This window comes from Nocardia sp. CA-129566, assembly GCF_050956075.1.
GTDB lineage: Bacteria > Actinomycetota > Actinomycetes > Mycobacteriales > Mycobacteriaceae > Nocardia.
Window position 1 is genome coordinate 7,628,321 of record NZ_CP192085.1, and the last position, 26,301, is coordinate 7,654,621.

The window sequence follows — 26,301 nt, forward strand, 5'->3', positions numbered from 1 at the left end:
CTGCGCGTCCGCGTCGTTCAGATCTGGTCATCGAACTGCGGATGACGGTTCGGATGTCAGGTGTGGAACTGGTTCCCGAAGATTTGGGTGCCGAGGTGCTGCGCCTCGGTGAGATCCAGGATGACGCCACCGATATGCGGGTGCGCGGCCATCCATGCCTGCGCGGTCTGGCGATCGGTGAAGAAGTTCAGATAGTTGCAGCAGGTATCCGCGGACGGCCCTTGCGCCGCCTGCGCCCCGACGAACACGACCGTGGTTTGCGGCTGTGCGGCCGCGACCGAATCTTGGACGGTTACCGTGATCGCTCGGTCGTTCGACGGGTCGACCGACTCGATCACGACGTCGGTGTCGAGCATGGCGGGAATGCCCAGCGCGTCGATAGCACACATCGCGTAAACCGTTGCCCCGCCTGTGATACGGACCCGATGCGGGGTGGGTGAGGCAGAGAACGGGTATGCCGCTGCGATGTTGCCGGACGAGTCGAGGCGGATCACATCGGCGTCGTGCAGACGGCCCAGGACCTCATCGACATCGCCATGATATTCGGCGGCGACCCCGGTCAGATCGCTGGTGACCGGTGCCCGGCCCTGGGTGGCGAAGGTCTGCAGAATGGCGTAGTGCAGCGCGCGTTCGGCCGGGTCGGAGGGCCGCGCCGCCTCTCGCGGCGCTTCCGGCATCCATGCCGCTGAATCCGTTCCCGATGCGGGAGCACAGCAGTCAGCGGCAACAGCCGGGGCGGGCGGCGCCTGGGACGTGTCCACGTCCAGCGCCCGGCGCAGTGCAGCGATCGACGGCGCGCCACCGAGGCCGCCTGTGTCCGAGGGGTACAGGCGACACGACAGGCTCGGCTCCTGACCAGGTACTGCGAAGGGATCGCTGCCGTCGACGAGCAGAGTCGGTGAACCAGTCATGCCCGCCGCCGCAGCGTCGGCCGTAGTGTCGAGCACTCGATGGATGACCTCGATGTCGACCAGTTCGCCGGTCAGCGCCTGCCGGATCCGTTCCTCCAGCACCGCAGCGTTGGGACAGTCAGGGACCTGCAGAATTTCCAGTTTCATCGGTGACACCTTCCTCGTGCAGGATATGCAACAGCGGGCAGCGCCGGTCGCGACGTGGTAGTTCACATGTCGTGACGAGCTCGGCCAGCGACAGCTGCATCCGTTGCAGATCAGCGATCCGCTGCGCGAGCTGGGTCATCCGGCGTTCCGCTAATTCACGAGCGGCATTGCAGTCATCGGGTCCGCCGTCGGCAAGATCGAGAAGCTCACCGATCTCCTCGAGTGTGAACCCGTGCTGCTGTGCTCGTTTGACGAACCGGACTGCCGCCACCGCGTCGGCCGGATACGCCCGATACCCCGACGGCAACCTCGGCGGCGGTGCGAGCAGACCCCGGCGTTCGTAGTACCGCAGTGTCTGCACACTCACCCCGGCACGGGTAGCCAGCTCCCTGCTCCGCATACCGCCATTCTCAACCCTGTACCCAAGTACCGAGTCAAGAGCCGATTTGCGCGACGATCGCAGGAATCGAACTCGGCCGCCAGGCGGCTGGCCATGGCAACGCTTGCCCAATGACATCAACATCAGCATCGATGGGCGCCTCGGACACGAAATCCTCACTGCCGCATCGGAAATCGCCGCATCCACCGGTTCCGTCTGCCATACCGGCACCCATACCCCTCGCCCGTGCTCGCCGCGATGGGGCTGCCCGAGCAGCGGGCGATGGCGGCAGTTCGGCCAGCGCTGGGGGTTGGACCACACCCCACGACATCGAGAAGGCCACCGCAGCGCTGGCGAGCGCGGCTGTGAGGTAAGAGGCCCGCTCCGCCCGCCGTGCCATAGCGGTTCTATGTGGCCGCGATGGCACCGAGCGCTGCCAGCGCGTTGGCCACCTCTTCAGCGTTCGGCGTTGTGTCGGGATCGGCGATCCACTGAATCATCAAGCCATCGATGATGGCGAGCACGACGGAGGTCGTGGCGCGCAAGTCGAGGGAGTTGTCGATTCCGTAGGGTGCGATGGCTTGGCGGGTGAGTTCCTGCGCGCGCTCACGAACCCGTTGGTAACCGTCGGCGAGTGCGGCACGCACGGTGTCGGATCGCAATGCGGGAGCGAAAGATTCGACGCAGGCGTGCACCTCGGGCCGGGTGTCGGCGAAGCTGTCGACGGTCGCGCGGAAGATGCTCACCAGCTGTTCGCGCAGACTCGTGGCCGCGCTGCCGGCCGCGAGGGCGGCTTCGAGGCGATCGGTCCAGCCGTAGAAGCATTGGGTGAGGGCCTGTTCGAGCAGCTGCTCCTTGCTGCCGAAGTGATAGCTGATCGACGCGACATTCGCGCCGGACGCACGGGCGATGTCGCGGGAGGTCGTAGCGCCGTAGCCGAGTGTCCGAATGCACTCGAGCGCGCCGAGAAGGAGCTTGTCCCGATTGCCGCCGTATTGCATGGGCTCAACCTAGCATGTAAACATACGTTTAATCTAAACGTTCGTTTACACGGAGGTGCTCATGACGGTCGTGCGTGGTCTGGTCGGGATTTTCAACGGTGACGGAGGGATCCGGGGCGAGCTGGCGTATGCGCTGGGCAAGCTTCGCGGGACAGCCGAATGCGCCCTGTGCGACATCACCCACCGGGGAATTCGCACCAATCCCCAGTGGAAGGACGTGATGTGCAAGCTGGCGGTGCCGTTCGAGTTGGTGCACCGCGACGAACGTTCGGCCGAGATCGCGCAGCTGACCGCGGAGGCCACACCGGCGCTCGTCGCCGCCACCGACGATGGACACCACCTGATCATGGGGCCCGCGGACTTCGCGGGAGTCGACGGTGAAGCGGCCGAGTTCGTGCGCGTGCTGCGGAAGCGCGTCACCGAAGCGGGGCTGCGATGGGCCTGACATCGATGATCGCGACGCTCACCGGACGTGGCTCCCAGACCTACCCGCCAGGGCCGCGGCTGCCGACCTATGTGCAGAGCGTCCTGTATCTGAAATACCGGGAATGGTTCCTACCCAGCCTCGCGCGGAGCTTCGGCGACGTGTTCAGCCTGCGTGTCCCGCCCTACGCCGATGATCTGGTGGTGTTCGCCGCACCCAACGCGATCGGCGAGATCTTCCGCGCCCATCCAAGCAAACTCCATGCGGGAGAGGGCAATCAGATTCTCGGCTTCGTCATGGGCGAGCATTCGGTGCTGCTGGCCGACGAAGACGCCCACCGGCGCGTACGTGGGCTGCTCATGCCCGCATTCAACGGCGCCGCCCTGCGGGGGTACCGGTCGATGATCACCGAACTCGCACACGCCGAAGCCGCGTCCTGGAAGCCTGGACACGACACCAGCATTCTCCAGGCGATGAACCGGCTCACTCTCGACATCATCATCACCGTCGTGTTCGGCGTGACCGATCCGGAGACGAAGGCCGAACTCGTGCGTCGGCTCGACGCCATCATCAACATCCCGCCCGCGATCTTCATCGGGTTCATATTTCCCCGGCTGCAGCGGATTCCACCATGGAAGGGGTTCGCCGACAATCAGGCGCGCATCGACGCGATCCTGTATCGCGAGATCCGGTCCCGGCGCGCGGCCACCGACCTTCACGATCGCACCGACGTGCTCTCACGCCTGATTCGCGTCGAAGCCGACACCGACGAGCCGCTGACCGACGCAGAATTACGCGACCAGTTGATCTCGCTGCTGCTGGCCGGGCACGAGACCACCGCCGCTGCCCTCGCCTGGACGCTGTGGGAGCTGGCGCGCAATGCCGAACTGCAGGCCACAGCACGCGCGGCCGCGCTCGACGGCGACGAGAAGTATCTGGAGGCCGTCCTGAAGGAGGGTATGCGCCGCCACACGGTCATCGTCTCGACCGCCCGCAAACTCACCCAACCCACGGTGATCGCTGGGCACCGGCTGCCAGAGGGAACCGTCGTCAACACCTCGATCCTGTTGGCGCACAACGACCCCCGCAATCACCCGCAACCAGAGGAATTCCGTCCCGATCGGTTCCTCGGCGCCAATCCCGCCCCCAATACCTGGCTACCGTTCGGAGGCGGAGTCCGTCGCTGCCTCGGCGCGGGTTTCGCACTCACCGAAGGAACGATCATCCTGTCCGAGATCCTCACCCGCTGGGAGCTGACCACCACCCGAGACCGCGAACAGCCCTACGTTCGAAATATCACCACTGTCCCCAAACATAACGCGGTGCTACGTCTCACCCCGCTCGAATCACGGAGAAACCAGTGACATCACCGGCCCCAGCGACGAAGTCGTCGTCTACACGCGACCCGGTTGCCCCTTCTCGATGAAACTTCTGCTGCAGCTACGACTGACCAGGCTGCGGTACATCCAACGAAACATCTAGCGCGACCCCGACGCCGCCGCCTACGTCCGGTCTGTCGCCGACGGCAACGAAACGGTCCCCACGGTCAGCGTGGCCGGACACCCCATGGTGAACCCGAGTCTGCGTGAGCTACTGTCCGCCGTGCGTCTACATGCCCCACACGCACTACCAGACCGATGAGAACGCCCCGGCCCGGGTTCGACAAAGAGGTGCAGAACAGGGTCAGTTTGATGCGGCCACTAACGCCGCCCGCCAATCCGGACGGACCGTTCGCCCCAGCAATCGGCTGAGCGGCGGGCACAACGCGTGGAGAAATTCGCGGCTGCTCCCCCAAACCAGCGATTTCCGTTGGTGAAGCGTGTGTGCGTAGTGGTCAAGTCCCCTCCCGGCGTGAACCCTACAGAAGCCTGGAGCTCCCGGAAATCGTTCACGCGCCCGGCGGTGCGGCCAACCGCACCCTAGCCGTCCACTCGAACGCGTCGGTCACGGAGGTGCCCCTTGACCCACAACGCAATCCGGCATCGCCAAGCCCAACGCTTCGGCGCTGCCAATAGGTGGTGGCCTGCGAGGTGATCGCGCCAGTCATCCGACCACAAACACCCCTGCACGAACTGATCCAGGCGATACGCACCGCCCCACGCCCGGTCCCGAGACCCATCCACGACCGCATCGTCAACAGCATGTGCACGGCCGGTGCCGCCGGACGCATCCACGACCGCGCCGTCCGGCCAACAAATTCGCCCATGCCACAACACGTTTGAAGCAGACAACGAACCGAAGCCGAACCAACCGACCGAACCCGACGCCGGCCTGTCACTCAGCTATTTCCACTGACGTGTCGAAAACCGTTGCAGCTAAATAGAATACAATTCTCACAGCATGATCGCAGATTCTGTGCTACGTTCTAGCGACGCACAATAGAAGTACTCGTGCACACATCTGCACCAATATTGTTGCCTCCGCGTGATCAAGTCCCCTCTCGCGCACAGATTCCCGGCAGATCTGCCGGATTTGCGTGCCGTGTGTTCGAGCGCACTCGAACACACGGAGGTGACCAGGGAAAATGCGCACCCACCTGCGAAAACTTCTGACAGATCCGCCAGGATCGACTATCGATGGGGGCACGGGGCACGATTGGGGCCGCCGATGATTCCCCCGCTCGTTCCCCCGCAGGCACCACTGGAACAGAGAGGATCCGCGGTCCGCTTGCCGGGCCCGCCGGAACCGGCGTCCATCCCCGACGAAGACATCCTGTGCGGCGAATCAACTCTCGGCGAGGCCGGGAGAGTCCTCGACCGGTATGTCATGGCAGCACTCGACTGGTCGCCGGGAACGAAGCTGCAGATACAGCCTATCGACGACGTTCTGCTTGTCGGCCCGTCTCCCGACGGTTCGGTCCGCGTCACCGGCGACGGCTATTTCCGCATCTCGTTCCGGCAACGACGCCGAGTCGGCCTCCTCATCGGCCAGCGTGTCCTGCTGACCGGCCGCCGCAGCCGCGAACAGTTCCTGGTCCATCCCCCTCCGCGCTGGGCAGGCTCCTGGCCGCCCGCCTGATATTGCTGGACCGCTGACCCAGGTCGTTCCGAATCCGGCAGTCGCTACGAGCGACACCATCGCCGCCGCACGCCTGCTACACGTCGATGTGCCGCGTCGCGAAGATGACGTAGTACAGGGGCCGCAGCCGCGAGCTGAGGCCGCGGTGACGGGTCGCGGGTCGCGATCGCGTGGAGCGCGACCCTGGCCATCCCCGCCGGGTAGGCGGCACGCTGCACCGCCGGAATCGGACAGCGGAGGCGGGTGGGCGGGCTTAGGCTGCTGATATGGAGCGGGGCGGGGCGGCGCTGGTGGGGCGAGAGACCGAACTGCGGGCGCTGCGAACGGCGTTGGACGAGGCGGTCGCGGGACGCCCGCACATGGTGGTGTGCTCGGGGGAGGCGGGGATCGGCAAGACGCGATTGTTCACAGAGGTGGCGCGGGAGGCGGAGCAGCGAGGGCTGGCGGTGTTGTGGGCGCGGTCGTTGGAATTGGCGGACGCGCCGCCGTACTGGCTGTGGCGGCAGGTGTCCGAGAGTGCAGGCGGGTCCGTCGATCGGGCGGAGTTGTTCGAAGGCATCGTCGAGAGGTTGGCGCAAGCCACCGATGCGACCGGCGGGCTGCTGGTGGTGGACGACATCCAGTGGGCCGATGAGCCGTCTCTGGTGGCGCTGTTGCATGTGGTGCGCTCGCTGCGTGGGCGGCGGCTGCTCATCTGCGCGGCGGAGCGACCGCACCGGGAATCGCCGGGATGGCGGGCGGTGAAGCCGCGCCTGTTGTCCGAAGGAGCCGTGGAAAGCATGGCCATGCAGGGTCTTTCGCTCGAGGAGACGGAGCGCTATCTCACAATCGTCGCGGGCCGGGAGATCGACACGCCGTTCGCCCGCACGGTTCGCAACCTGACCGGCGGCAATCCGTTCTACATTCGTGAACTCGGCCGGTGCGTGCCGTCGGTGCCCGGCGCCACCTCGCCTGTCCTGCCGCCGCGGTTGGTCGATGTCGTGCACGCGCGGATCGAGGCGCTTTCCCCCGCCACGCGGGAGCTGCTGGTGTCGACATCGATTCTCGGCGAGGAGTTCTCACTTGTCGTGGCGGCCCGCTTGGTCGAACGTACTGTGCTGCAGTGCCTGCCCGCGGTGGACGAGGCGATACGTGCCGGAGTCCTCACCACGAACAGCGCGGCGGGCCGGGTCGCTTTCACCCACGGCATCGTGCGCGCCGCACTCGCCGCCGAACTGCCGCTGGAAAGACGCGTTGAACTGCATATCCGCGCGGCTCATGCGATCGAGGAACTGTTCGCCGACGATATCGCCGAGCATCTCGCCGAATTGGCGCGGCATTGGGGTGAAGTCGCCATCACCGGTGACCGCGAGCCCGCGGCGCGGTGGGCGCGGCGAGCCGCCGATCACGCCGCAGCGGGTCTCGCGCACGAGGAAGCCGACCGGCTCTACGGACTCGCGCTCGAATACAGTCCCGCAGCCGACTCGCCGGACCGGGCGCGGCTGCTGCTCGCGAAATCCCTCGCCGCCGTGCGGTCCGGGCGACTGGCCGAGGCCGGCTCAGTGTGCGTCGAAGCCTTCGGCCTAGCACGCCGCCTGCAGGACGCGACGCTGATGGCCGAGGCCGCGCTCGTGCTGGAGCCGATCGGCGAACGCCGCTGGGATCGCGATCTGCGCGATCGATGCGACGAGGCGCTGGCCCACCTCACCGACACCCAGTCGGCCCGTTGCGCCCGCGTGCTGGCACGCAAGGCTGAAACCCTGCTATACCTGGGCGAATACGCTGAAGTGCGGAACACCTCCGCCACCGCACTGCGACACGCCTTCGTCTCCGGAGACCGCGATGCCTTTGCCGCCGCCCTCAATGCCCGCCAATTGGCGTGCGGCGGACCGGAATACGTGAAAGAGCGGGAGACGCTCGCCGCGCGCATGATCGAAGTGGGTCTACAGTCCCGCAATCCCGGCATCGAGCTGCGCGGCCGGCTGTGGGCGGCCGACACCCATTGGCAGTGTGGGCGACTCGACGAGGCCGACCGCACCGTCGCCGCGCTGGCCTGGTGCGTTGAACGCGTCGGCGGACCGGTTGCACGCTGGCATCTGCTCGTCGCGCAGGCCGCGTGCGCGCAGGCCCGCGCCGATTTCGAGACCGCACTACGGCTCGGCGGTGAGGCATACGCCCTGCTCGCGCGCTTGGAGCACCCGGCCGCATATGGCACCTACTCCTCCCTGCTCGGCACGATCGGCCACCACTACGGGTACGCACACGCCCCTGTGCCGCGGCTGCCGTCGGATCGGCTCGACGATGTCCGCAACGAGTTGTTCGGCTTGATCGGACCTGCCTTCGCCATGCTGGGCCAGGGCCGGACCGCTGAGGCCGAGCAGCTGTACCGGCGGGCCGGTGCCCCGCCGAATTGGGTTGTGCCACCGTATTTCACTCTCGATGCGCTCGCGGTGGGCGCCCACCTCGCCGTCGCATTGAACGCGACGGAGGACATCGAATACTTCCACCGGCGACTCGTGTCCTGGCGCGACCACCACATCGCCAGCGGCACCGGGGGCTCGAAGTATTTCGGCCCCGTCGAACTGGTGTTGGGCAAAACCGCTGCCGCCCTCTCGCTGTGGGAGGACGCGGAGACAGATCTCGTCGCGGCTTCCCGGATCTCGACCGCAATCGGGGCTCCGGCATTCGCAGTGGAAGCCGAGGCCGAGCGGGCGTTGCTGGGGCTGCGGCGCGGCGATGCCGCGGCCGCCCGTGCCATCGCCGGGAACGTCCTGCCCAAGGCGAGGGTCCTGTCCATGACACCCTGGATCGCGCGCCTCGAACAACTCTTGGAAACTACAGGTGCACAACCGCTTTCACCCCGCGAACAAGAGGTCGCCGCGCTTGTCGCGGCCGGTCACAGCAACCGCGAGATCGCCCGTACGCTGGTGATCTCCGAACGCACCGCACAGAATCACGTCCAGCACATCCTGATCAAACTCGGCTACACCCGACGCAGCCAGATCGCGGCGTGGGCCGCACGAAAGTGACGAGGAATGCGTTCCCCCGCACCGGTTTTCGTCCAGCTCATCACGACCCCCGGAATCAGTGTCGCCCAATACGAATCAGTGCAATCCGCCATCGGCGGCGACCGCATCGGCGGAATCCTGCTGAGCGTTGCCGGATTCATGGACGGCGCCATGTACTCGATCGACGTATGGGACACTCCGGCCTCCGCCGAACGATTCGCCGCCGATCGGCTCTTCCCCGCGTTCGAACGCACGGGCAACATCCCTGACCCCAACGTCACCGCCGTCGAGTTCGACGGCCGTATGACGCTACCGGCGGCGCTGCCCGCGACCGTCCACACACAGATCGCACGAATCCCCGGCCTCGGCCTCGCCGAATACGGGAAGGTCGACCGCGCGGTCGGCCCCGAGCCGGCGCCCGGCCATCTGGGCCATCTGGTCGGCGTCACCGCGGGCGCACTGTACGTCGTGGATTTTTGGCGCGACCACACCGCCGTGCCGCCGTTCCTGACCGGCCGGCTCTACCCCGCGTTCGAACGCGCGGGCGTCATCCCCGACCCGGACGTCACCGTTGTGGCCTACGACGCTCGCGTTGTCGTCTGTGGTGAGTAGCCGATGAGCAGTCGATAAGTACTTCAGTCCATTTCGCCCCCGTGACCGCCCCCGTAGCGTCGGACGCACGGCATTCACCGCCGCACATCCACCTCGGGAGCACCGATGAAACGTCAGTTCCTGGTGGCCGTCGCCACCGCCACCCTGATCACCGGCTGTGTGAGCAGCCTCGGCGGCACGGCCTCCGCCGCGCCCGCCCGATCGCCCGAGGGGACCGTCTCGGTGACACTGCGCGGCACCCACGGCAGTTACGACGTGGCCTGCTCCGACATCAATACCGAGTTCAAAGTGTCGCCGAGTTCAGGGACTATCGATTGGGCCGCGACGGCGCACGACATCGACATCAGTTTCGCCGCCCAGGACCTGCGCCGCGGCCTGCTGCCCGCGGTGGTCGTGACACCCGCCGCCGGGCTGCTCGGACCCGGCCAGAGCACTGTGGTGCGAGTGCGGGGATCGGTCGCGGCCCCCGCAAAAAAGTTCTGGATCTGGGTGATCGCCCCGAACAGCACCGGCCGCGGCGGCGTGGGCGTCGAATTCACCTGCCGTGCCCGCTGAGCGTTCGATCAGATTCCCGGGCCAACTCGACCTGGTCTGGGTACACCGAGGCCGGCGCGGGCCAGGAAGCAGTCGGGAATGGTCCGGTGGGATATCACCTCTGACGAGGTCCCCGGTTCGCCCGGGTTGACGAGAGGGCCGGGCGCCACGCAGGATCGGTCGTGAGATGGACGATTCATGCTGGTAAGGCTATTGGGTCCGGTGATGGTGGAGGCCGCGGACGGGACGAAGGCGTCCGTCGGGGGGCCGCGGGTGCGGGCATTGCTGGGGTTGTTGGCGCTCGAAGCTGGGCGAGTAGTGCCGGCGGCGCGACTGGTCGACGGGGTGTGGGGGGAGGATCCGCCGGCGGGGACCGGGAATGCGTTGCAGACCTTGGCGAGTCGGTTGCGCGCGGCGGCGCCGGGGGTGGTGCGCAATGACGGGGGCGGGTATGTGCTCGAACTGGCGCCCGAGGACGTCGATGTGCATCGGTTCACGCGTGAGGTCGAGGCGGGGCGGGCATTGCTCGCGGCCGGGGAGGCCGAACGAGCCATCGCGTGCTTCGATGCCGCGCTCGCGTTGTGGCGCGGGGAGCCGTTGATCGATGCGGGGGAATCGGAGGAATTGCGCGCCGCGGCACTGCGATTGACCGAACAGCGGCTCGATGCGGTCGAACTGCGAGCGGACGCCTTTCGAGCCCTGGGCCGAGGCGGCGAGGTATTGCGTGAGCTCCGCACGGAAGCAGCGGCACATCCGTTCCGGGAGACGCTGGCCGCACGACTGGTGCGGGCGTTGGCGGCAGCGGGACGAACATCCGAGGCGATACAAGAGTTTCAACGCACCGAGGCCCTGTTACTGGACGAGCTCGGCACGACACCCGCCGAGGTGCTGCGCTCGGCCCTGGCCGACATTCACACGAACGCACCCCATAGTCCCGCAGTCGACGGACCTGCCATCGAGACGACGCCCGAATCGGGTCGAACGGGAGTTACGGCAGCATCCCGGACCAGCGGGACATCAAAGGTGTCCGTGCCGTTGCTGCCCAGACGGTTCACCAGCTTCGTCGGACGCGGACACGACGTGGAAGGGGTGCGGCAGGCATTGCGCGAGGCCCGACTGGTGACACTGTCGGGTACCGGGGGCGTGGGGAAGACCCGGCTGGCCGCCGAGACGGTCGGGGTGCACGCCATGGACTGGGCGGACGGTTACGCCTTCGTCGAACTCGCCGCACTCGAGCGGGAACGAGCCGACCGGCCGGCCATGACCGCGGTCGGAGTGGCGATAGCGAACGCGCTCGCACAGTTCGAGCGACCCGACGAACTATCCACGGAGTGGGCCGAAGTACTGGAGCGGACGCTGTCCGGCCGCCGAATGCTGTTGGTACTCGACAACTGCGAGCATGTCGTGGAGGCGACCGCGCGCCTGATCGACGATCTGTTGCAGCGGCTGCCCCTACTGCGGGTGCTCACCACGAGCCGGGAGCCGATCGGCGTGGACGGCGAGCGACTGTATCCGGTACGGACCTTGGACCTGCCCGAAGCCGACGCGGATTTCCTGACGGTCACCGCATCGCCCGCGGTCCGGCTGTTCATCGACCGCGCCACCGCGGCACTCCCGAATTTCGCTCTGTCCGAGAGCAATTCCGCGGATATCCGCGCCATCGTGCGCAGCCTGGACGGCATGCCGCTGGCCATCGAACTGGCCGCCGCCCGCCTGCGGAGCCTGCCGCTGCCGGACCTCAGTGCGCGGCTCGCCGATCGCTTCCGGCTGCTCACCAACAGCACTCGCCACGCGGTCGCGCGCCATCGGACCTTGCACGCGGCCGTCGCCTGGAGCTGGGAACTGCTCACCGATGCGGAAGCCGCCGCAGCCCGGCGTTTTTCGATTTTCGCGGGCGGCGCGACCTTGGACGCCATCATCCGGGTGTGCGGTCCGGACGCCATCGACACGGTCACCTCACTGGTGACGAAGTCGTTGGTGGACTTCGACGGACAGCGCTATCGAATGGCCGAGACCATCCGAGCCTATGCGACCGCGGAATTGACCGCGGCCGGCGAGGCGGACGAGGTCGCCCGCATCCATGCCGACTGCTTCCTGGAGTTCACCGACGCCGCCGCCCACGGATTACGCACTGCCGCACACCCCGATTGGCTCGCGCGGCTGATCGCCGAACACGGCAATTGCGAAACCGCGCTGCGGTGGGCGCTGGACGCGGGCGACGGTCAGCGTGCGGTTCGCCTGTACGCGAATCTCGTCTGGTATTGGCTGCTGCGCGGGTTGCACCGCGACATCTCCGAACGCCGCCGCGAGGTCCTCGCCCTGCTCTGCGACACACCGCCGCCGGGGTGCACCGGGGCCTATCTGGCCTGCCGGTACGGCGAGGAGCTGCCCGCGTACTTCACCAACATCTGGTGGGGCCAAATCCAGGAGAACACGGGGCAATTCGAGCGGCTGACCCGCGCGGCCCTCACCGAGGATCGGCCCCCGCACCCGATGTTCGTGCTCATCCTGGCGCTGCGGGACCTGCTCGGCGACGACGAGGGCCTGTTGACCGCGTGCACCACCTCCGACGATCCATGGCTACGCGGAAATGCGCTGATAGCACAAGGTTTCGATGAACTGGGCGGCGACCATCCGGCCCGCGCCCTGCCCACCTTGGAGGCGGCGCTGACCTGCCTGAGCGCGCACGGTGACGCGCGGTCACACAGCCGCGCCCTGATCTCCCTGGCCAGCTACCGGACCCGGATGCTCGGCCTGGACAGCGCCCGCCCGCTGATCGCGAGCGCACTGGAACTGCTCAGCGCCGACCTGGGCGCCGGTGAGCGCATGGGCGTGCTGCTCTTCGCGGCGGAGATGCACCTGGTCGGCGGCGATACCGACAGCGCGGCAACCTATCTCGACCGGGCCGAGGCCCTGCTCACCCCGCACATCATTCCCGCGCCCGGGCGCTTCCTGGCGGCGACGCACGCGCACCTGGCCCACCTGCGCGGCGACAACGACCGCGCGATGAAACTGTACCGACGCATGTCCGAGCAGCCGCTCCCCGCCGCCCCGCCACCCGCCGGACGCCACGACACCGTCCGCTTCGTGAACCTGGTCTTCGTGAGCACCGCGCATGTGGCGACCCTGGTCGCGGCGGGGCGGCCGGACGACGCGCTGCGGGAGCTGGCCGTGCCCCGCGATCTGGCCGCCCAGACCTCGGCGGCGCTGCTGGCCGAGGTCGGTATCGGTTACGCCCTGGTCGCCCTGGCGAAAGGCGCCCCGGGGCGCGCGGCCCGCATTCTCGGCGCCACCGACCGGATCAACCGGAGGGCCGGGGTGAGCCGCATCGGCCCGTTCCGGCGGCGGGCGCTCGACCAGGCGGAAGCGGCGCTCGGGCCCGTGCGCCTGGGCACGGAATTCCTCGCGGGCGCCCGGCTTTCGGACGAGGCGGTGCTCGAACTGCTGCGTACCGTTCGCTGACAACGACTGTCAGCGAACGGTAGGGGCCGCACTGGATGCTCGGGACACATATCCCACCGATCCAGGAGTGTCCATGTCCGTTCCCCCGAACACGGAATCAGTTGTTTCCGTGCGTGGTTCCCGCCGACTAGGCGAACGTATCGGCACGGCCGGTGCCGTACTGGGCGCCGGGTTCATCATGTACGTCGGCGGCGGTTATCTGCTCACCCCACAGCGAATGGCCCCGGAGTTCGGCCTCACCGACTGGCCGCGCGGCGAGGCCGTCGGCTTCCTGAATGTCAAAGGCGTCCGCGATGTGGTCACCGGCCTGATCGTGCTCGCCCTGCTCGCGGCCGGGCAGCGCCGCGCCGCCGGCGTCAGCCTGCTCACCATCGCCCTCATCCCGACCGGCGACATGCTCACCATCCTGGTGCGCCGAGGCTCCACCGCCACCGCCTTGCGGGTGCACGGCTTCACCGCCAGCCTGGTGGCCGCCACCGGCGCGCTGCTGCTGCGCCGCGAAAACCGTTGAGCGCCCGATGAAGACACTGGTCAATACCGCTCACATCTACATGATCATCGGCCTGATCTCCGGGTTCTACTACCGCGAGATCACCAAGATCGAACATTTCACCGGGCAGTCGCAGCTCGGTGTCGTGCACACCCACGTGCTGGCGCTGGGCATGCTGTTCTTCCTCATCGTGCTGGCCTTGGAGAAGCATTTCACGCTCAGCGCCCGGAAAAGCCTGTACGGCTGGTTCTTCTGGCTGTACAACGTCGGCCTGGCCATCACCGTCGCGGCCATGACGCTGCACGGCACCCTCACCGTGCTGGACAAGAGCAGTGGTGCGGCGATCGCGCTCGGCGCGGGTGTGGGCCACATCCTGCTGACCGCCGGGCTGATCCTCTTCTTCATCACCCTCGGCAAATCCATCGACGACAACCGAACACCGCGCACCGCAGCGGTATTCGCCGAACAGGAGGCATCGTGAACACCGGCCAGGACAGCGCGCTGTGGACGCGGGACGCGGTCTCGCTCGCGGCGCTGATCGCCGAGGGCGCGGTCACCGCGGCCCGGGTCGTCGAGGCGCATCTCGAGCGCATCGAGCAGGTCGATTCCGAAATCGGCGCGCTCACCACGGTATTCGCCGAGGCCGCGCGTGCGGAGGCGGCCGCGGCCGACCGCAGGGCGCCGACCGGACCGCTGCACGGGGTTCCGGTCACCGTCAAGAACAACCTCGATGTCGCGGGCAGCCCGACCACCTGGGGCGTGGCGGCCTTCGGACAGGCCGTCGCGACAGCGGATGCACCCGCGGTGTCCGCATTACGGCGAGCCGGGGCGATTGTCATCGGGCGAACGAACATGCCGGACTTCGCCACTCGCTGGCACACCGACAATGACGCGGCGGGCCCGACGGTGAATCCGTGGTACCCGACCCGCAGCCCGGGCGGTTCCAGCGGCGGTGACGCCGCCGCGGTAGCCGCGGGCATGACACCCCTCGGCCTGGGCACAGACTTCGGCGGTTCACTGCGGATACCCGCCGCGTTCTGTGGAGTCGCCTCCCTGCGCACCACGCCCGGCCGGGTGGCGGTGGCCTCGAGCCTGCCCGGGGCCGCGCCTGCACCGACAAACCAATTGTTCGCGGCGCCAGGACCGTTGGCGCGCACCGTGCGCGATCTGACGACCGCCTTCAAGGTCCTCAGCAACAGCGCTGACGTGCGCGATCCCGGATGGATTCCGGTGCGTGAGGCGACCGACACCACTGCGCCCGCGGTCGCCGTCACGCTCGGTGACGATATCGATCCGCAGGTGCGGGCCGCGGTGCTCGGCTGCGCCGACGCCCTCGAACGCGCGGGATATCCGGTAGCCGAACTGGATCCGCCGAACTTGGGCGAGGTGGCGGCGGACTACGGCCGATTGGTCTCCACCGAGGTGGTGGTCCAGCGCCGCGAAGCCATGCGGCGATTCGGCAGCGCCGGACTGAACACCTTCATCGACGCCGCGATCGACCTGTTCCCGCCGCTGGATCTGGCGGGCTACATGACCGCGCTGGGTGAGCGCCTCACCCGCCGCGCGGCCTGGTCCCGTTTCCTCGCCGAGCACCCGATCGTGCTCGGCCCGGTCTCGACCGAACTGCCCTGGCCGGTCGGCTACGACCTCGGCGGCACCGCACAGGTCGCGACCATGTATGCGGCGCACCGCCTCACGATCGCCGCCAACTACCTGGCCCTGCCCGCGGTCACGGTCCCCGCGGGCGTCTCGGTCGAGGGTCTTCCCATCGGGGTCCAGTTGATCACCGCCCCATTCGCCGAGGGCCGCGCGCTGACTGCCGCCGCCCATATCGAGGTGGCCTTTCCGATGCCCACACCCATCTGGCCGGCAACCGACCCGACCACGCGGCGCCCTGCCCCGAGCCAGGCTCCGTCCAGTGGCTCGGACACGACGCGGTGAATGCTTCTCAGCGAAGGGAATTCAGATGTCACACAACACATTACGTTCTGCCGTGCGCGGACGAGTACTACTGCCGGGCGACGAAGAGTTCGATACCGCACGGACGCCGTGGAATCTGAATATCGACCAGCCGGTCGCGGCGGTCGTGCACGTCGAAGACGCGGACGATATGGCCGCCGTGGTCGGCTACGCGCGCGACGCGGGTCTATCGGTGACCGCTCAGCCCAACGGCCACGGCGCTTCCGGTGCTACCGCCGGTACCATCCTGGTGCGCACGCGCCGACTCGATCGGGTCGAGGTGGATCCGGCGCGGCGACGTGCCCGCGTCGGCGCGGGAACCAATTGGGGCCAGGTGCTTGCGGCGGCCGCCCCGCACGGCTTGACCGGGCTGGCGGGAAGCTCCCCGGTGGTCAGCGTTGTCGGCTATACCCTCGGTGGCGGATTGTCGTGGTTCGGCCGCAAATACGGTTGGGCGGCCGACAGCGTCCGGACTTTCGACATCGTCGATGCCGACGGTCATCAGGCCCGGGTCACTGCGGAATCCGACCCGGAGCTGTTCTGGGCATTGCGTGGCGGCGGCGGCGATTTCGCACTGGTGACGGCGGTGGAGTTCGATCTGTTCGCGGCTGCGACCCTGTTCGGCGGCCTGATCGCCTGGCCGGCCGAGCAGACCGAGGCGGTCCGTGATGCCTTCCAGGACATCGCCGATCACGCACCGGCCGAGCTCACGGTCTGGCTCAATCGGCTGGAACTGCCGCAGGCACCCCCGATGATCGCGATCGCCGCCGCTTACCTGGGCGAACCGGCGCGCGGGCGGGAACTGCTGCGACGGTTGGACACGATCGACGGCATCCTCGCGGACACGCGCCGGGAATTGTCCCCGGCCGAGTTGGGCGCCATCGTCAACGAGCCCACCGCCCCGGGCCCCGGCCTGCTGCGAACCGAACTGCTGACCGCACTGGACGAGACCGCCGCCGAGATTCTGCTGCGCGCACCGATCGATCCGCTGATGGGCATCCAGCTCCGGCAGTTGGGAGGTGCGCTCGCCGAGCCCACCCGAGGCGCGGTTGCGCCGTTCGCGGAGCCCTACGCACTGTATCTGCAGGCCACCGGCTCGGACCCCGACACTGTTGCCGCGGTACACGCCACTCAGAAGCGCATCATCGCCGATCTGGGCGCGCGAGTCAGCGGCCGCAAACCGTACACCGTCCTGTCCCCCGGCGACAGTGTCGCAGAGGTTTTCGACACCGGCACCTTGGATCGGCTGCGCAAGCTCAAGCAGGCCCGCGACCCACACGGCGTATTCCGCGCCAACTTCCCGATTGCGCACTGAACCTTCGGTTTCGAGCCCGAGGTCGGACACCTCCGCACAGCGCTGCCCCGCCGATCGTAATCGGTGGGCAGCGCTGCGCCTGCGATCAGCTATCGCAACCCCGCCGAGGTCGAATCCTGTTGCTGCAGTTCGCGACTCGGCGACGGGGGTAATCCCCGAACAGGTTCAAGTCCCCTCGCGCGAACAGATTCGCAACAATCTGTCATTCCTCGGTGCCGTGCGTTCGAGTGCACTCGCGCACACGGAGGATGACCAGTGATTCCATGCTCTGACCTGCGCCGATATGCAGTCGCGGGAAACCGGGTGAAGCACAACGGCGATGGGGGTTGCCTGTTATGATGCCGATTCGATCAGCAGATGCTCCAAGCGGGCCGTATCGTCGGAGTCTCTATCGACACCGACGACTGCGACGAACTCGCGATCACCGGCACGGCGCTGCAAGGGACTCCAGGAGTTGGCGAGATACCAGCTCGCCCCGGTGGTGCCACGCGGGCCTAAGCCCGCGCAGAATATCCAGAATCGGTCGGGGTGCAGATCCGGGCTCGGTCGCACCCGCGCGATCACGCCGATACTGTGATCTGCGCTCGAGCCGTACCGGCTACCGTCCGTCAACTCCAACTGCTCGAAACGGGAATCGCCGTCAGCACCACTGCCATTGAGAGTGAAAAGCGGACGATCGGCGCTTTCGAGGTACATACGTGTGCAGTCGTTGCAAGTCAGTCCAAAGCTGATATAGGGGCGGTCGCTGTGCGCAACGACGTCCCGATCGCTTCGGATGTCAGTCAAAAGACCAGTGTGGCGCTGCAGCGCAGAAAACACATACAGCAGTCCGCGAACTTCCTTCTCCGGTAAGGCAGCCAGCACATCCGCGCGATGATCAGCCGCAAATGCGCGGACCTTCCCGAATGCGCACCGAGACAGGGCCTCGGCCGCACCGAGTGCTTGCACAGGCCGCAGTGGTAGCTCGAAGGTCGGGTACACGAGAGTGATCCCGCTGGTGATCATCTCAGCCCCGAGAAATGCCCCGAGCTCGATATCGGTTCCGGGAGGATCCGACTCGTGCGCGTGAGCGGCGACCGGTGCGGCATCGGCCATCTGAAACAATCTCTCGATCGTCAAGCCAGGGAACATCCTGACCAACACCCGGCAATGGTAGTCGCGGGGAAGTCCGACCATCTTGCCCGAAAGCCACTGGTAGAACTGCGTCTTCGCGGGCCCGTAACCAGGAGGGATAGGAGGATCGAGTTGCGCGGCGCACCTATCGTACGCGGCCAGGAAATCCGAATAGCTCTTGAGATGCTGCTCGGCCAGCAGCATCTTCAGAACGGTAGCCAATAAAACCCCCTTACCCCTGAAAACCACCGCCCACATGGCGGCGACTCGATGTACAACCGCAGCTCGCACGGGCCATCAACGCTGTCCGGTGACCGCCCGGAGGCAGTAGCGCTCGGATATAGGCGTAGGAGACTTCTGTTACCGGTCCCACCCACCGTGGCCACGGTGAGCTGTACCGTCCCCTCCCGGCCGGGGCGAGCGCAAAGCTGCATATCCGGGTCGATGGTCAACGAGATAGCCGCAATGCTGCCGACGAAAGCGATCGCAGTGGCGGGCGACCTCCCGGTGAGGCTGGTCCGTAGCGCCGCCTGCGGCAGGTCCTTGGATGGGACCGGCGCTGTTCAAGGCAGGTATCGCAACGTAACAGACACTTTTACTTGGTCCCTCCGAGGGGTGGCAGTGACCTACCGGCGCGAACGCCGTGACCTGCGTATCCGAGTCGATGGTGCAGGTGGTCGCGGCAGTACCGAGTCGCACGATCAAAGGATCGGCGAAGCCGGTACCCACCACAGAACGTTCGCGTCTCCCGATGTGGGCCACGAGGTCGGGGAGCGGGAGGTGATGGTAGGCAAGACACTGCCTCCTTTGCCGCGATGGTGATTCCTCGACTGCGCCGGGTGGTTGCTACCAGTAAGCCCCCTGCCCCTGTTGCAGAGCAATGGATCTCCGATCCGTTTTCGTCCGTTTTCACGCTTGGACCTTGCCGACGAACCAGCCCGATCGTGGTCACTCATCGCCCACGCCCTCGATACCCCGTCCAACCTTCGATCGCAGGCATCAGCACCGTGCCACCCGCGAATGTCGACAGCGAACAGCCCCTCCGTGGTCGAGGACGATGTCCGCAGCAGAGCGCCGCCGGCGAGTGGTCGCATCGGTGACGAAACCCGTTGCGGCGCAAGTCTCGAGGTTACCGACGGCGTTATATCCAACGGCTGCGATGGTGCTCGTCATCACGGCGATCGGACGCAAGGCCGGTAGAGGTTGCCGACCCGACCGGAAGTCTCCAGATCTTCGACAGGAGGCGGGAATCCGATAACGGACGAAAACGAACCCGTCAGGCCGGTCCGTGGTGAGTTTCAGGGACGTTAATGGAAGTTGCGGGCCGCCACAGCAACTCGGGCAACCGCCCGGGTGCACCAGAGGAATACACAGCAGCAAGGAGGCAAGCTCGTGCCTACCATCACGTCTCTCTCCCCGACCTCGGGACCCACGACGGGGGGAACCAACGTCACGATCACCGGTACGGGGTTCACCGGTCCGACTACCGTGCGATTCGGTACTACCGCAACGACTTTCACCCTGGATTCACCGACGCAGATCACGGCCGTCGCCCCCGCCGGCTCAGTCGGTACGGTGCAGGTCACCGTTACCACCTCGGCGGGCACCAGCAATGGGGTGCCCTACACCTATGTCGCGGTTCCCGCGCTGAGCAGCATCAGTCCCAGCCAGGGGTCGACCGCTGGCGGCACGACGGTGACGCTCACCGGGTCGGGCCTCACGGGAGTCACCGCGGTGAATTTCGGTAGCACACCCGCGACCTCGTTCACGGTCGATTCCGACACGCAGATCACTGCCGTCGCCCCCGCGGGCACCGGGATCGTGTCGGTCACCGTCACCGGACCGGGTGGGACCAGCAACCCGGTTACCTACACCTATGTCGTCGTTCCGACCATCACCTCCATCTCCCCGACCGCCGGACCCACTGCGGGCGGGAACAACGTGACGATCACCGGCACCGGATTCACCGGCCCGCTGACCGTCCGGTTCGGTACGACCGCAACGACGTTCACCGTGAACTCCGCCACCCAGATCACCGCCATCGCCCCGGCCCATTCGGCCGGAACGGTGCAGGTGACCGTCACCGGCTCGGGGGGAACCAGCAACGGCGTCGCCTACACCTACGTCTGACAGCGAATGCGGCTGGGCCGTCGGTGGGCCCTTGCCTGTCGGCGACCCAGCCGCCTCGCGATCGAACCGCAGCCCGCCGCCATCATGGATGGCGTTGCGGTGTAGGAGGTTCGATGCTTTCGCTCGCTCCGTAGTCGAGACCGGTACGCCGTCATCTCCTCCGATCGGATCGAGTCGATTGCCCGAAGGCCCGGCAGCTGGACCTCGTGCAGTTCGGTTCCGATCACGCTCAGATCTTGCTGTGGTTACCGATGTGGTTGCGCTCAACGCATCGTCAGTGGATCAGTGCATCGAGCGGTGGCTCGCACTCGAACGTGTCGTTGTTCGCACTGGCACGAGATCGGCTGTGCGGCTCAGCTCTTGATGAACTCGAGCAGGTCGGCGGTGAGTTGGTCCATGTGGGTGAGGTACAGACCGTGTGGCGCGTTTTCGTATACCTTCAAGCGGCTGTCGGGGATGAGATCGGCGGTGGCCTCTCCGCACAGTTGCACCGGGTTGAATCCGTCTGCTCCGCCGTGGATCACCAGTGCTGGAACGTCGATGCGGCGTAGGTCTGCTCGGTGGTCCGTCTCTGCCACCGCGTGGCTGAGGTCCAGCATGGCCTTGACCGACACCGCGTTGCTGTCGGCTACGGACCATTCGACAAGTGCCCGGGAGATCGAGTTCTCCGGCGAATCGACCGCGAACAGCGGGTCGGCCACCTCATGAACCCAGGCCGGGAAATCGACGCGCCACTGTGCCCGCATTTCCTCCCACGCGGCCATGGGAATTCCGTCCGGGTTGTCCGGCGTCTGCAGCATGAACGGCAGCGCCGAGGAGACCAATGCGATCTTGGCGACACGGTGCGAACCGTGTCGCGCGAGGTAACGCACGACCTCCGCGGTTCCGGTCGAATGCCCGACGAGGGTGACCTCGTGCAGGTCGAGGCGTTCGATCACGGTGGCGAGATCGTCGGCGAGGGTATCGAGATCGTATCCGTCCCAAGGCTGATCAGAGCGACCGTGACCGCGGCGATCGTAGGTGATGCACCGCAGCCCCTGTCCGGCCAGCTGCGTCGCCTGGTATTGCCACATAGCCGAGCTCAGTGCCCAGGTGTGCGTGAACAGTACCGGCGCGCCCGCACCCCAATCGCGGTAGTACAGATCGACATTGTCGCTGACGGTGATGTGCGGCATGGTATTCCGACTTCCTGCTGGCTGCGTGAGCGTGTGTTCCGTTAGCCCACGCTATGGCCGCCGGGTATCGAAATCGATTACTTCAGAGGTAATTCGCGGTAGCGCAGGACGCTGATCGGCCGCAATCAGAGCACACACTGCACGCATGCTTCGGCACCCCGCGACATCGCGCGTGGCGCTCCTGAGTTCAAAAATTGACGCCAACTATGGATGCACCGATTCTGCATCGTTTGTGGTGATGGACATCGCTGCGTGGATGGCGATACAGCCGTCAGGCTGGTGGCGTGGCGATCCGGTCAGCGGCTTCGGCGAGTCCGGCAATTCGGATGGCGGCGATCGGCAGGATGACCGCGTCCCAGCCGGGGCCGCCGACGAATACCCGCGCGTCGGCGGCTTCGCAGGCGCGGATCGCGGAAGTCAGCGCGGTGGATTCCTGTTGGGACCACAGCACTACGTCGGCGGGGAGACCCGTGCGGGCGAGTGTGTCGGCGATGGCGTCGGCGGGCACGTTGGCGCCGAGCATCCGAGCGGTGACTCCGCGTTCGGCCAGCGCCGCGCGGAGGGCTTCGAGAGGAAGTGCGTGGGTCTCGCCGCTCGTACACGCCAGGACAACGGCCCGCGCATTCGCCGGGGTGGCGGGCGTGGCGTGTCTGTGCAGCACCGCCGTGATCGACCAGGACAGCAGATGCTCGACGTCGACGCAACCCTCACCGCCGAGTTGGCGGGCGACGATCGCGGCGAAGGCCGGGCGACACAACAGTTCCCAGGTGTCGATGACCCCATAGGCGTCCAGATGCGCGGTGAGCATGGCCGACAGCGTCGGCGTATCCAGCGTGAATGCGGCCTCGACCAGTGGTTCCCAGTCGCCGCGCGCGGGTGCGTGCTGCCGCCCGGTCACCGCGGCGGCCGCGCCGGCCGGGCTCAGGCCGGTGCGGATGAGGGCGAGCATCTGTTCGAGTACGGCGATATCGGATTCACGGTAGAGGCGATGCCTACCGGGCTGATGCCGGATCGGGCCGATCTGGTAGCGGCGGTTCCAGCTGCGCAGCGTGGCAGTCGGAATCCCAAGGCGGTCGGCCACCGTGCGGACCGTATATCCGGCCGCATCGGGCATGGGAACGGGACCGGCGGACATGGGCCTAATTGTGCCTGTCCGCGACCCCAGAACCCGGGACATCCTCCGCCAATGCTCGCGAGCGCCCCGGAAGAACGGTGCGCATCACTGCATCGTGCGCGTGTAGTGCGTCGCTCGGTGTCACGTGTCCTCTCCGATTGCAAGAAAGGAGTCGCTCTGGATTGCATCAATTATGCATCGAATGATGGTACGGTGAAGTTCGGGGGCCGAGATGCGAGGAGTTTCGGCATGACCTCACGCACCGCCCGGACAATAGGGCCCCGGCGCACCGCCTTCATGGCAGCCGGGTTGGTCGCCGCGGCGGCAGCGGTGTCGACGTCGGGTGTTGCCACGGCGAGTCCCGACCCGACTCCGGTGCCGCAGCTGGATCTCGGGCGCTACCTGGGCATCTGGCATCAATTGGCCGCCGTTCCGCAGGTGTTCAACCTCGCCTGTGCGCGCGACACCGTGGCCGAGTATCACTTGGACGAACGCGGGGACGTCGCCGTGCACAACTCGTGCGTGACCTGGAACGGCGGGTTGAATGAAATCCACGGCACGGCAACGGTCAACGACCGGCAAACCGGCGCGCAGCTCCATGTCGGCTTCCCCGCCGTACCCGGTCAGGACCAGCGGTACGGTCCGACCAATTACATCGTCACCGCACTGGGTCCCGACTATTCGTGGGCCCTGGTGACCGACCCGACCCGGGCGTCCGGATTCGTGCTGTCCCGGGAGGTGGCGTTCGATCCCGAGACGTGGAATCACGTGCGCGCCGCTATCACCGCGATGGGTCAAAGTCCGTGTCTGTACCTGACCTCGCCTACGACGGGCGGGCTCAGCGACATCGCGCCACTGTGTACCCGATGACCCAGCGCCGGGGCACCTTCGACGCGACCTCGTCCACCCGAGCCGGGACTGCCATCGCGGTGTTCACCCGTGACCTGCGGGTCGACGACAATCCGGTCCTGATCGCCGCCCGGCGCGCGGGTGCCGCGGTGGTCCCGTTGTTCGTTGTCGACGAGCACATCCTTGCGCGCTTCGGCGCCCCGAACCGCGCGCGCTTCCTGGCCGCGGCGCTATCCGAGCTGGATACCGAATTACGCTCTCTCGGTGGCCATCTGGTGATCAGGCGGGGCGATACGGTGACCGAAACCGATCGCGTCGCCGACGAGATAGACGCGGACAGCGTCCATGTGGCCGCAGACGTCAGCGCCTACAGTGTCCGCCGCACCGAGCGATTGCGGACCCGGCTCGCGCGCCGCGACTGCGCTGTGCATACCTACGACACCTCGATCACCGCCGCCGCTCCCGGGGCCCTGCGCCCGGCCGGTGAACGTGACCACTTCGCGGTCTTCACACCGTACTTCCGGCGCTGGGTCGACGAATATCGCCGCGATACGCTGCCCCGACCCCGGCTGCTCAGTACCCCGCCGGTGGCCGGCGATCGGCTGCCCGTCGCCGATGACCTATGCCCCGGGCCCACGTCCCCGCTGCTTTCGGTCGGTGGTGCGACGACGGGACGGAAACTGTTGCGCGAGTGGGTTTCCACATCGATCAGCGACTACGACCGCCGCGGTGACGCGCTCGACGCCGATGCCACATCCCACCTGTCGCCGTATCTGCATTTCGGCTGTCTGTCGCCGGTGCAGGTTCTGGAAGCGACAGACCTGTCGACGGTCGGCGGCCTCGCGTTCGCCAGACAATTGGCGTGGCGGGACTTTCATCACCAGTTACTGGCGGCCAGGCCGCGCGCCGCCTGGCACGACTATCGATCGCGGGCTGTGGTCTGGCGCGCGGATCCGGATGCGGTCACGGCATGGCAGCAGGGTCGCACCGGAATCCCCGTAGTCGACGCCGGAATGCGCCAACTGCTCGCCCAGGGGTGGATGCCCGGTCGCGCCCGGCTGATCGCCGCGAGCTTCCTGACGAAGTCATTGGGCATCGACTGGCGGGTGGGTGCCCGTCACTTCCTCCGCTGGCTGGTCGACGCCGACCTCGCCAACAATCAGCTCAACTGGCAGTGGGTCGCGGGGACCGGCACCGATACCCGACCCAACCGCACCCTCAATCCCCTGCGGCAGGCCATCCGATTCGATCCCGAGGGCGAGTATGTGCGTCGTTGGGTGCCCGAACTCGCCGCACTGCCCGGCGCGTCGATCCACCGGCCGTGGCGCCAGCACATCGACAACGCAACATATCCCGCGCCGATCTGCGAATTCGCGGGCATGTGAGGCACAGGAACCGGCAACACCCGACGAAGCGCCGGGTTGAGCGAGGGTCCTAGAGCTGGCTCGGTGGCGCCACCCACTTCTCCTCGATCCGACCGAAGCGCCAGACCAGCAATGCGATCGCCCAGGTCAGGGCAAAAAGCGCAACGATCGCGAAGCCGACGATATTGAGGTCCACGCCGCCGACGACATCCCAGATGCCGCCGCTCCAGTCCATCTGTTCGGCCAGCAGGCCGAGCAGTTCGATGGTGCCGACGATCACTGCCACCGCCACCGATAGCGCGGTGACCGTGAGGTTGTAGTAGACCTTGCGAACCGGTTTCGCTAAAGCCCACCCATAGGCGAAATTCATGAACGATCCGTCGAGAGTGTCGAGCAGGCTCATTCCGGCGGCGAACAGGATCGGCAGGCAAAGGATCGCGTACCACGGCAACCCCGCGGCCGCACCGGTGCCCGCGAGCACGAGGAGGGCGACCTCGGTGGCGGTATCGAATCCCAGGCCGAACAGGACACCGATCGGATATATCTGCCACGGCTCGGTGATGGACTTCATCGCACCGCCGAAGAAGCGGTTCAGGAAACCCCTATTGGCGAGTTGGTGCTCGAGAGCGGCCTCATCGTATTCACCGGTCCGCATACTCCGGAATACGCGAAGAATGCCCACGAGAACGACGATGTTGATGAACGCGATGAGATAGAGAAACGTACCGGAGACCGATGTTCCGATCAGTCCGGTGTAATGGTGCAACGCAGAGGAATCGTCTTCGACCGGCCCCACGATCGCCTTGACGCCGATCGATAGCAACAACGCGAGTCCGAAGACAACGGTGGAGTGGCCGAGGGAGAAGAAGAAGCCCACCGACAGCGGCCGCTGCCCGTCACTCATCAATTTGCGGGTGGTGTTGTCGATGGCGGAAATATGATCGGCGTCGAAGGCATGGCGCAGTCCGAGGGTGTATGCGGTCAATCCGACCCCGATACCCAGTGTCTGCCCGCCGACGCCGAAGTGCTGTGGGGCGACGAAGACGACCAAGGTGATCCAGCCGACAAGATGCAGAGCAACGATCACGCCGACCATCGCCGCGGCCCGAAACCACTCTTGCGGGGTCAACGCGTCCCGGACGAGGCGGTAACGCGAAACTACTCGATCGGAGAGAGTGATCACCATGAATTCTGTCCTCTCCCACACGAACCCAGCGAATTCGACGATAGCCCGGTGGCCGACACATGCGGTGCGATAGGCAAGAAATTTATCGAGTTCGTAGCCATCGCGTGCGCCGATACCAGGTGTCGGGCCCG

The 26,301-nt window shown here is 66.6% G+C and carries 21 protein-coding genes; 14 read left to right on the forward strand and 7 right to left on the reverse strand.

Annotation, left to right across the window (positions count from 1 at the left end; all coding sequences use genetic code 11):
- Positions 1–56: 56 nt before the first annotated feature.
- The 3 genes from ACQP0C_RS33805 to ACQP0C_RS33815 all read right to left on the reverse strand — a co-directional run bounded on the left by ACQP0C_RS33805 (position 57) and on the right by ACQP0C_RS33815 (position 2,438).
- On the reverse strand, positions 57–1,058 hold the full coding sequence (locus ACQP0C_RS33805; protein ID WP_433726641.1) for an alkylmercury lyase family protein: 1,002 nt from the start codon (positions 1,056–1,058) through the stop codon (positions 57–59).
- Positions 1,030–1,458: a MerR family transcriptional regulator gene (locus tag ACQP0C_RS33810; protein WP_433726643.1), complete on the reverse strand. Its 429-nt coding sequence runs from the start codon at positions 1,456–1,458 to the stop codon at positions 1,030–1,032. The genes ACQP0C_RS33805 and ACQP0C_RS33810 overlap by 29 nt, the downstream gene beginning before the upstream one ends.
- Before the next feature lie 386 nt (positions 1,459–1,844).
- Entirely contained in the window at positions 1,845–2,438 is a 594-nt protein-coding gene (locus ACQP0C_RS33815) for a TetR/AcrR family transcriptional regulator (protein ID WP_063045208.1), read from the reverse strand.
- Between the two features lie 61 nt (positions 2,439–2,499).
- Here ACQP0C_RS33815 and ACQP0C_RS33820 point away from each other — a divergent pair, with 61 nt between their 5' ends.
- From ACQP0C_RS33820 to ACQP0C_RS33870, 11 genes are all read left to right on the forward strand, one after another.
- Entirely contained in the window at positions 2,500–2,883 is a 384-nt protein-coding gene (locus tag ACQP0C_RS33820; RefSeq protein ID WP_063045206.1) for a hypothetical protein, read from the forward strand.
- Entirely contained in the window at positions 2,874–4,226 is a 1,353-nt protein-coding gene (locus tag ACQP0C_RS33825; RefSeq protein ID WP_433726646.1) for a cytochrome P450, read from the forward strand. Before ACQP0C_RS33820 ends, ACQP0C_RS33825 begins: the two co-directional genes overlap by 10 nt.
- Before the next feature lie 1,303 nt (positions 4,227–5,529).
- Complete coding sequence (locus ACQP0C_RS33830; RefSeq protein WP_433726648.1) at positions 5,530–5,880, forward strand: hypothetical protein; 351 nt, start codon at positions 5,530–5,532, stop codon at positions 5,878–5,880.
- A 266-nt stretch (positions 5,881–6,146) separates the two neighbouring features.
- The gene (locus tag ACQP0C_RS33835) at positions 6,147–8,888 is read left to right on the forward strand and encodes an ATP-binding protein (protein WP_433726649.1); all 2,742 of its coding nucleotides are present in this window, start codon (positions 6,147–6,149) and stop codon (positions 8,886–8,888) included.
- Positions 8,889–8,894: 6 nt separating this feature from the next.
- Positions 8,895–9,479, forward strand: coding sequence for a hypothetical protein (locus ACQP0C_RS33840; protein WP_433726651.1), 585 nt, complete (start codon positions 8,895–8,897; stop codon positions 9,477–9,479).
- 105 nt (positions 9,480–9,584) lie between these two features.
- Positions 9,585–10,034, forward strand: a complete 450-nt coding sequence (locus tag ACQP0C_RS33845) for a hypothetical protein (protein WP_433726653.1) — start codon at positions 9,585–9,587, stop codon at positions 10,032–10,034.
- Positions 10,035–10,211: 177 nt separating this feature from the next.
- A complete protein-coding gene (locus tag ACQP0C_RS33850) occupies positions 10,212–13,475 on the forward strand; it encodes an AfsR/SARP family transcriptional regulator (protein ID WP_433726655.1) in 3,264 nt (1,087 codons plus the stop codon).
- A gap of 73 nt (positions 13,476–13,548) precedes the next feature.
- Complete coding sequence (locus tag ACQP0C_RS33855) at positions 13,549–13,986, forward strand: DUF4267 domain-containing protein (protein ID WP_433726657.1); 438 nt, start codon at positions 13,549–13,551, stop codon at positions 13,984–13,986.
- Positions 13,987–13,993: 7 nt separating this feature from the next.
- Positions 13,994–14,446, forward strand: coding sequence for a DUF2871 domain-containing protein (locus tag ACQP0C_RS33860; protein ID WP_433726659.1), 453 nt, complete (start codon positions 13,994–13,996; stop codon positions 14,444–14,446).
- Positions 14,443–15,906, forward strand: a complete 1,464-nt coding sequence (locus tag ACQP0C_RS33865; protein ID WP_433726661.1) for an amidase family protein — start codon at positions 14,443–14,445, stop codon at positions 15,904–15,906. The genes ACQP0C_RS33860 and ACQP0C_RS33865 overlap by 4 nt, the downstream gene beginning before the upstream one ends.
- A 25-nt stretch (positions 15,907–15,931) precedes the next feature.
- On the forward strand, positions 15,932–17,239 hold the full coding sequence (locus ACQP0C_RS33870; RefSeq protein WP_433726663.1) for an FAD-binding oxidoreductase: 1,308 nt from the start codon (positions 15,932–15,934) through the stop codon (positions 17,237–17,239).
- A 333-nt stretch (positions 17,240–17,572) separates the two neighbouring features.
- On the opposite strand, the gene ACQP0C_RS33875 is transcribed toward ACQP0C_RS33870, so the two are convergent.
- Positions 17,573–18,556: a hypothetical protein gene (locus ACQP0C_RS33875; protein ID WP_433726665.1), complete on the reverse strand. Its 984-nt coding sequence runs from the start codon at positions 18,554–18,556 to the stop codon at positions 17,573–17,575.
- A gap of 1,188 nt (positions 18,557–19,744) precedes the next feature.
- On the opposite strand from ACQP0C_RS33875, the gene ACQP0C_RS33880 reads away from it, so the two are divergent.
- Positions 19,745–20,482 (forward strand): IPT/TIG domain-containing protein, encoded by a 738-nt coding sequence (locus ACQP0C_RS33880; RefSeq protein WP_433726667.1) that lies wholly within the window; start codon positions 19,745–19,747, stop codon positions 20,480–20,482.
- Positions 20,483–20,835: 353 nt separating this feature from the next.
- Here the strand turns inward: ACQP0C_RS33880 and ACQP0C_RS33885 are convergent, their stop codons facing one another.
- Together ACQP0C_RS33885 and ACQP0C_RS33890 are read right to left on the reverse strand one after the other, a co-directional pair.
- On the reverse strand, positions 20,836–21,657 hold the full coding sequence (locus ACQP0C_RS33885; RefSeq protein WP_433726669.1) for an alpha/beta fold hydrolase: 822 nt from the start codon (positions 21,655–21,657) through the stop codon (positions 20,836–20,838).
- Between the two features lie 271 nt (positions 21,658–21,928).
- Positions 21,929–22,792 (reverse strand): MerR family transcriptional regulator, encoded by an 864-nt coding sequence (locus tag ACQP0C_RS33890; protein WP_433726671.1) that lies wholly within the window; start codon positions 22,790–22,792, stop codon positions 21,929–21,931.
- 228 nt (positions 22,793–23,020) lie between these two features.
- Between ACQP0C_RS33890 and ACQP0C_RS33895 the strand changes: the two genes are divergently transcribed.
- Positions 23,021–23,641, forward strand: coding sequence for a lipocalin family protein (locus ACQP0C_RS33895; protein WP_433726673.1), 621 nt, complete (start codon positions 23,021–23,023; stop codon positions 23,639–23,641).
- Positions 23,638–25,005 carry a cryptochrome/photolyase family protein gene (locus ACQP0C_RS33900; RefSeq protein WP_433726675.1) on the forward strand — a complete coding sequence of 456 codons (1,368 nt, stop codon included), beginning with the start codon at positions 23,638–23,640 and terminating at the stop codon, positions 25,003–25,005. Before ACQP0C_RS33895 ends, ACQP0C_RS33900 begins: the two co-directional genes overlap by 4 nt.
- Positions 25,006–25,054: 49 nt before the next feature.
- Here the strand turns inward: ACQP0C_RS33900 and ACQP0C_RS33905 are convergent, their stop codons facing one another.
- Positions 25,055–26,170: a HoxN/HupN/NixA family nickel/cobalt transporter gene (locus ACQP0C_RS33905; protein ID WP_433726677.1), complete on the reverse strand. Its 1,116-nt coding sequence runs from the start codon at positions 26,168–26,170 to the stop codon at positions 25,055–25,057.
- Positions 26,171–26,301: the final 131 nt, after the last annotated feature.

Excerpts from the sequence above, each read along its gene's own strand:
- ACQP0C_RS33845 (WP_433726653.1), top strand. The coding sequence starts at position 9,585 with ATGAAACGTCAGTTCCTGGTGGCCGTCGCCACCGCCACCCTGATCACC.
- ACQP0C_RS33890 (WP_433726671.1), bottom strand. The coding sequence starts at position 22,792 with ATGTCCGCCGGTCCCGTTCCCATGCCCGATGCGGCCGGATATACGGTC.
- ACQP0C_RS33895 (WP_433726673.1), top strand. The coding sequence starts at position 23,021 with ATGACCTCACGCACCGCCCGGACAATAGGGCCCCGGCGCACCGCCTTC.
- ACQP0C_RS33855 (WP_433726657.1), top strand. The coding sequence starts at position 13,549 with ATGTCCGTTCCCCCGAACACGGAATCAGTTGTTTCCGTGCGTGGTTCC.
- ACQP0C_RS33810 (WP_433726643.1), bottom strand. The coding sequence starts at position 1,458 with ATGCGGAGCAGGGAGCTGGCTACCCGTGCCGGGGTGAGTGTGCAGACA.
- ACQP0C_RS33820 (WP_063045206.1), top strand. The coding sequence starts at position 2,500 with ATGACGGTCGTGCGTGGTCTGGTCGGGATTTTCAACGGTGACGGAGGG.
- ACQP0C_RS33885 (WP_433726669.1), bottom strand. The coding sequence starts at position 21,657 with ATGCCGCACATCACCGTCAGCGACAATGTCGATCTGTACTACCGCGAT.
- ACQP0C_RS33840 (WP_433726651.1), top strand. The coding sequence starts at position 8,895 with ATGCGTTCCCCCGCACCGGTTTTCGTCCAGCTCATCACGACCCCCGGA.
- ACQP0C_RS33805 (WP_433726641.1), bottom strand. The coding sequence starts at position 1,058 with ATGAAACTGGAAATTCTGCAGGTCCCTGACTGTCCCAACGCTGCGGTG.
- ACQP0C_RS33850 (WP_433726655.1), top strand. The coding sequence starts at position 10,212 with ATGCTGGTAAGGCTATTGGGTCCGGTGATGGTGGAGGCCGCGGACGGG.
- ACQP0C_RS33825 (WP_433726646.1), top strand. The coding sequence starts at position 2,874 with ATGGGCCTGACATCGATGATCGCGACGCTCACCGGACGTGGCTCCCAG.
- ACQP0C_RS33875 (WP_433726665.1), bottom strand. The coding sequence starts at position 18,556 with ATGCTGCTGGCCGAGCAGCATCTCAAGAGCTATTCGGATTTCCTGGCC.
- ACQP0C_RS33870 (WP_433726663.1), top strand. The coding sequence starts at position 15,932 with ATGTCACACAACACATTACGTTCTGCCGTGCGCGGACGAGTACTACTG.
- ACQP0C_RS33905 (WP_433726677.1), bottom strand. The coding sequence starts at position 26,170 with ATGGTGATCACTCTCTCCGATCGAGTAGTTTCGCGTTACCGCCTCGTC.
- ACQP0C_RS33815 (WP_063045208.1), bottom strand. The coding sequence starts at position 2,438 with ATGCAATACGGCGGCAATCGGGACAAGCTCCTTCTCGGCGCGCTCGAG.
- ACQP0C_RS33835 (WP_433726649.1), top strand. The coding sequence starts at position 6,147 with ATGGAGCGGGGCGGGGCGGCGCTGGTGGGGCGAGAGACCGAACTGCGG.
- ACQP0C_RS33860 (WP_433726659.1), top strand. The coding sequence starts at position 13,994 with ATGAAGACACTGGTCAATACCGCTCACATCTACATGATCATCGGCCTG.
- ACQP0C_RS33900 (WP_433726675.1), top strand. The coding sequence starts at position 23,638 with ATGACCCAGCGCCGGGGCACCTTCGACGCGACCTCGTCCACCCGAGCC.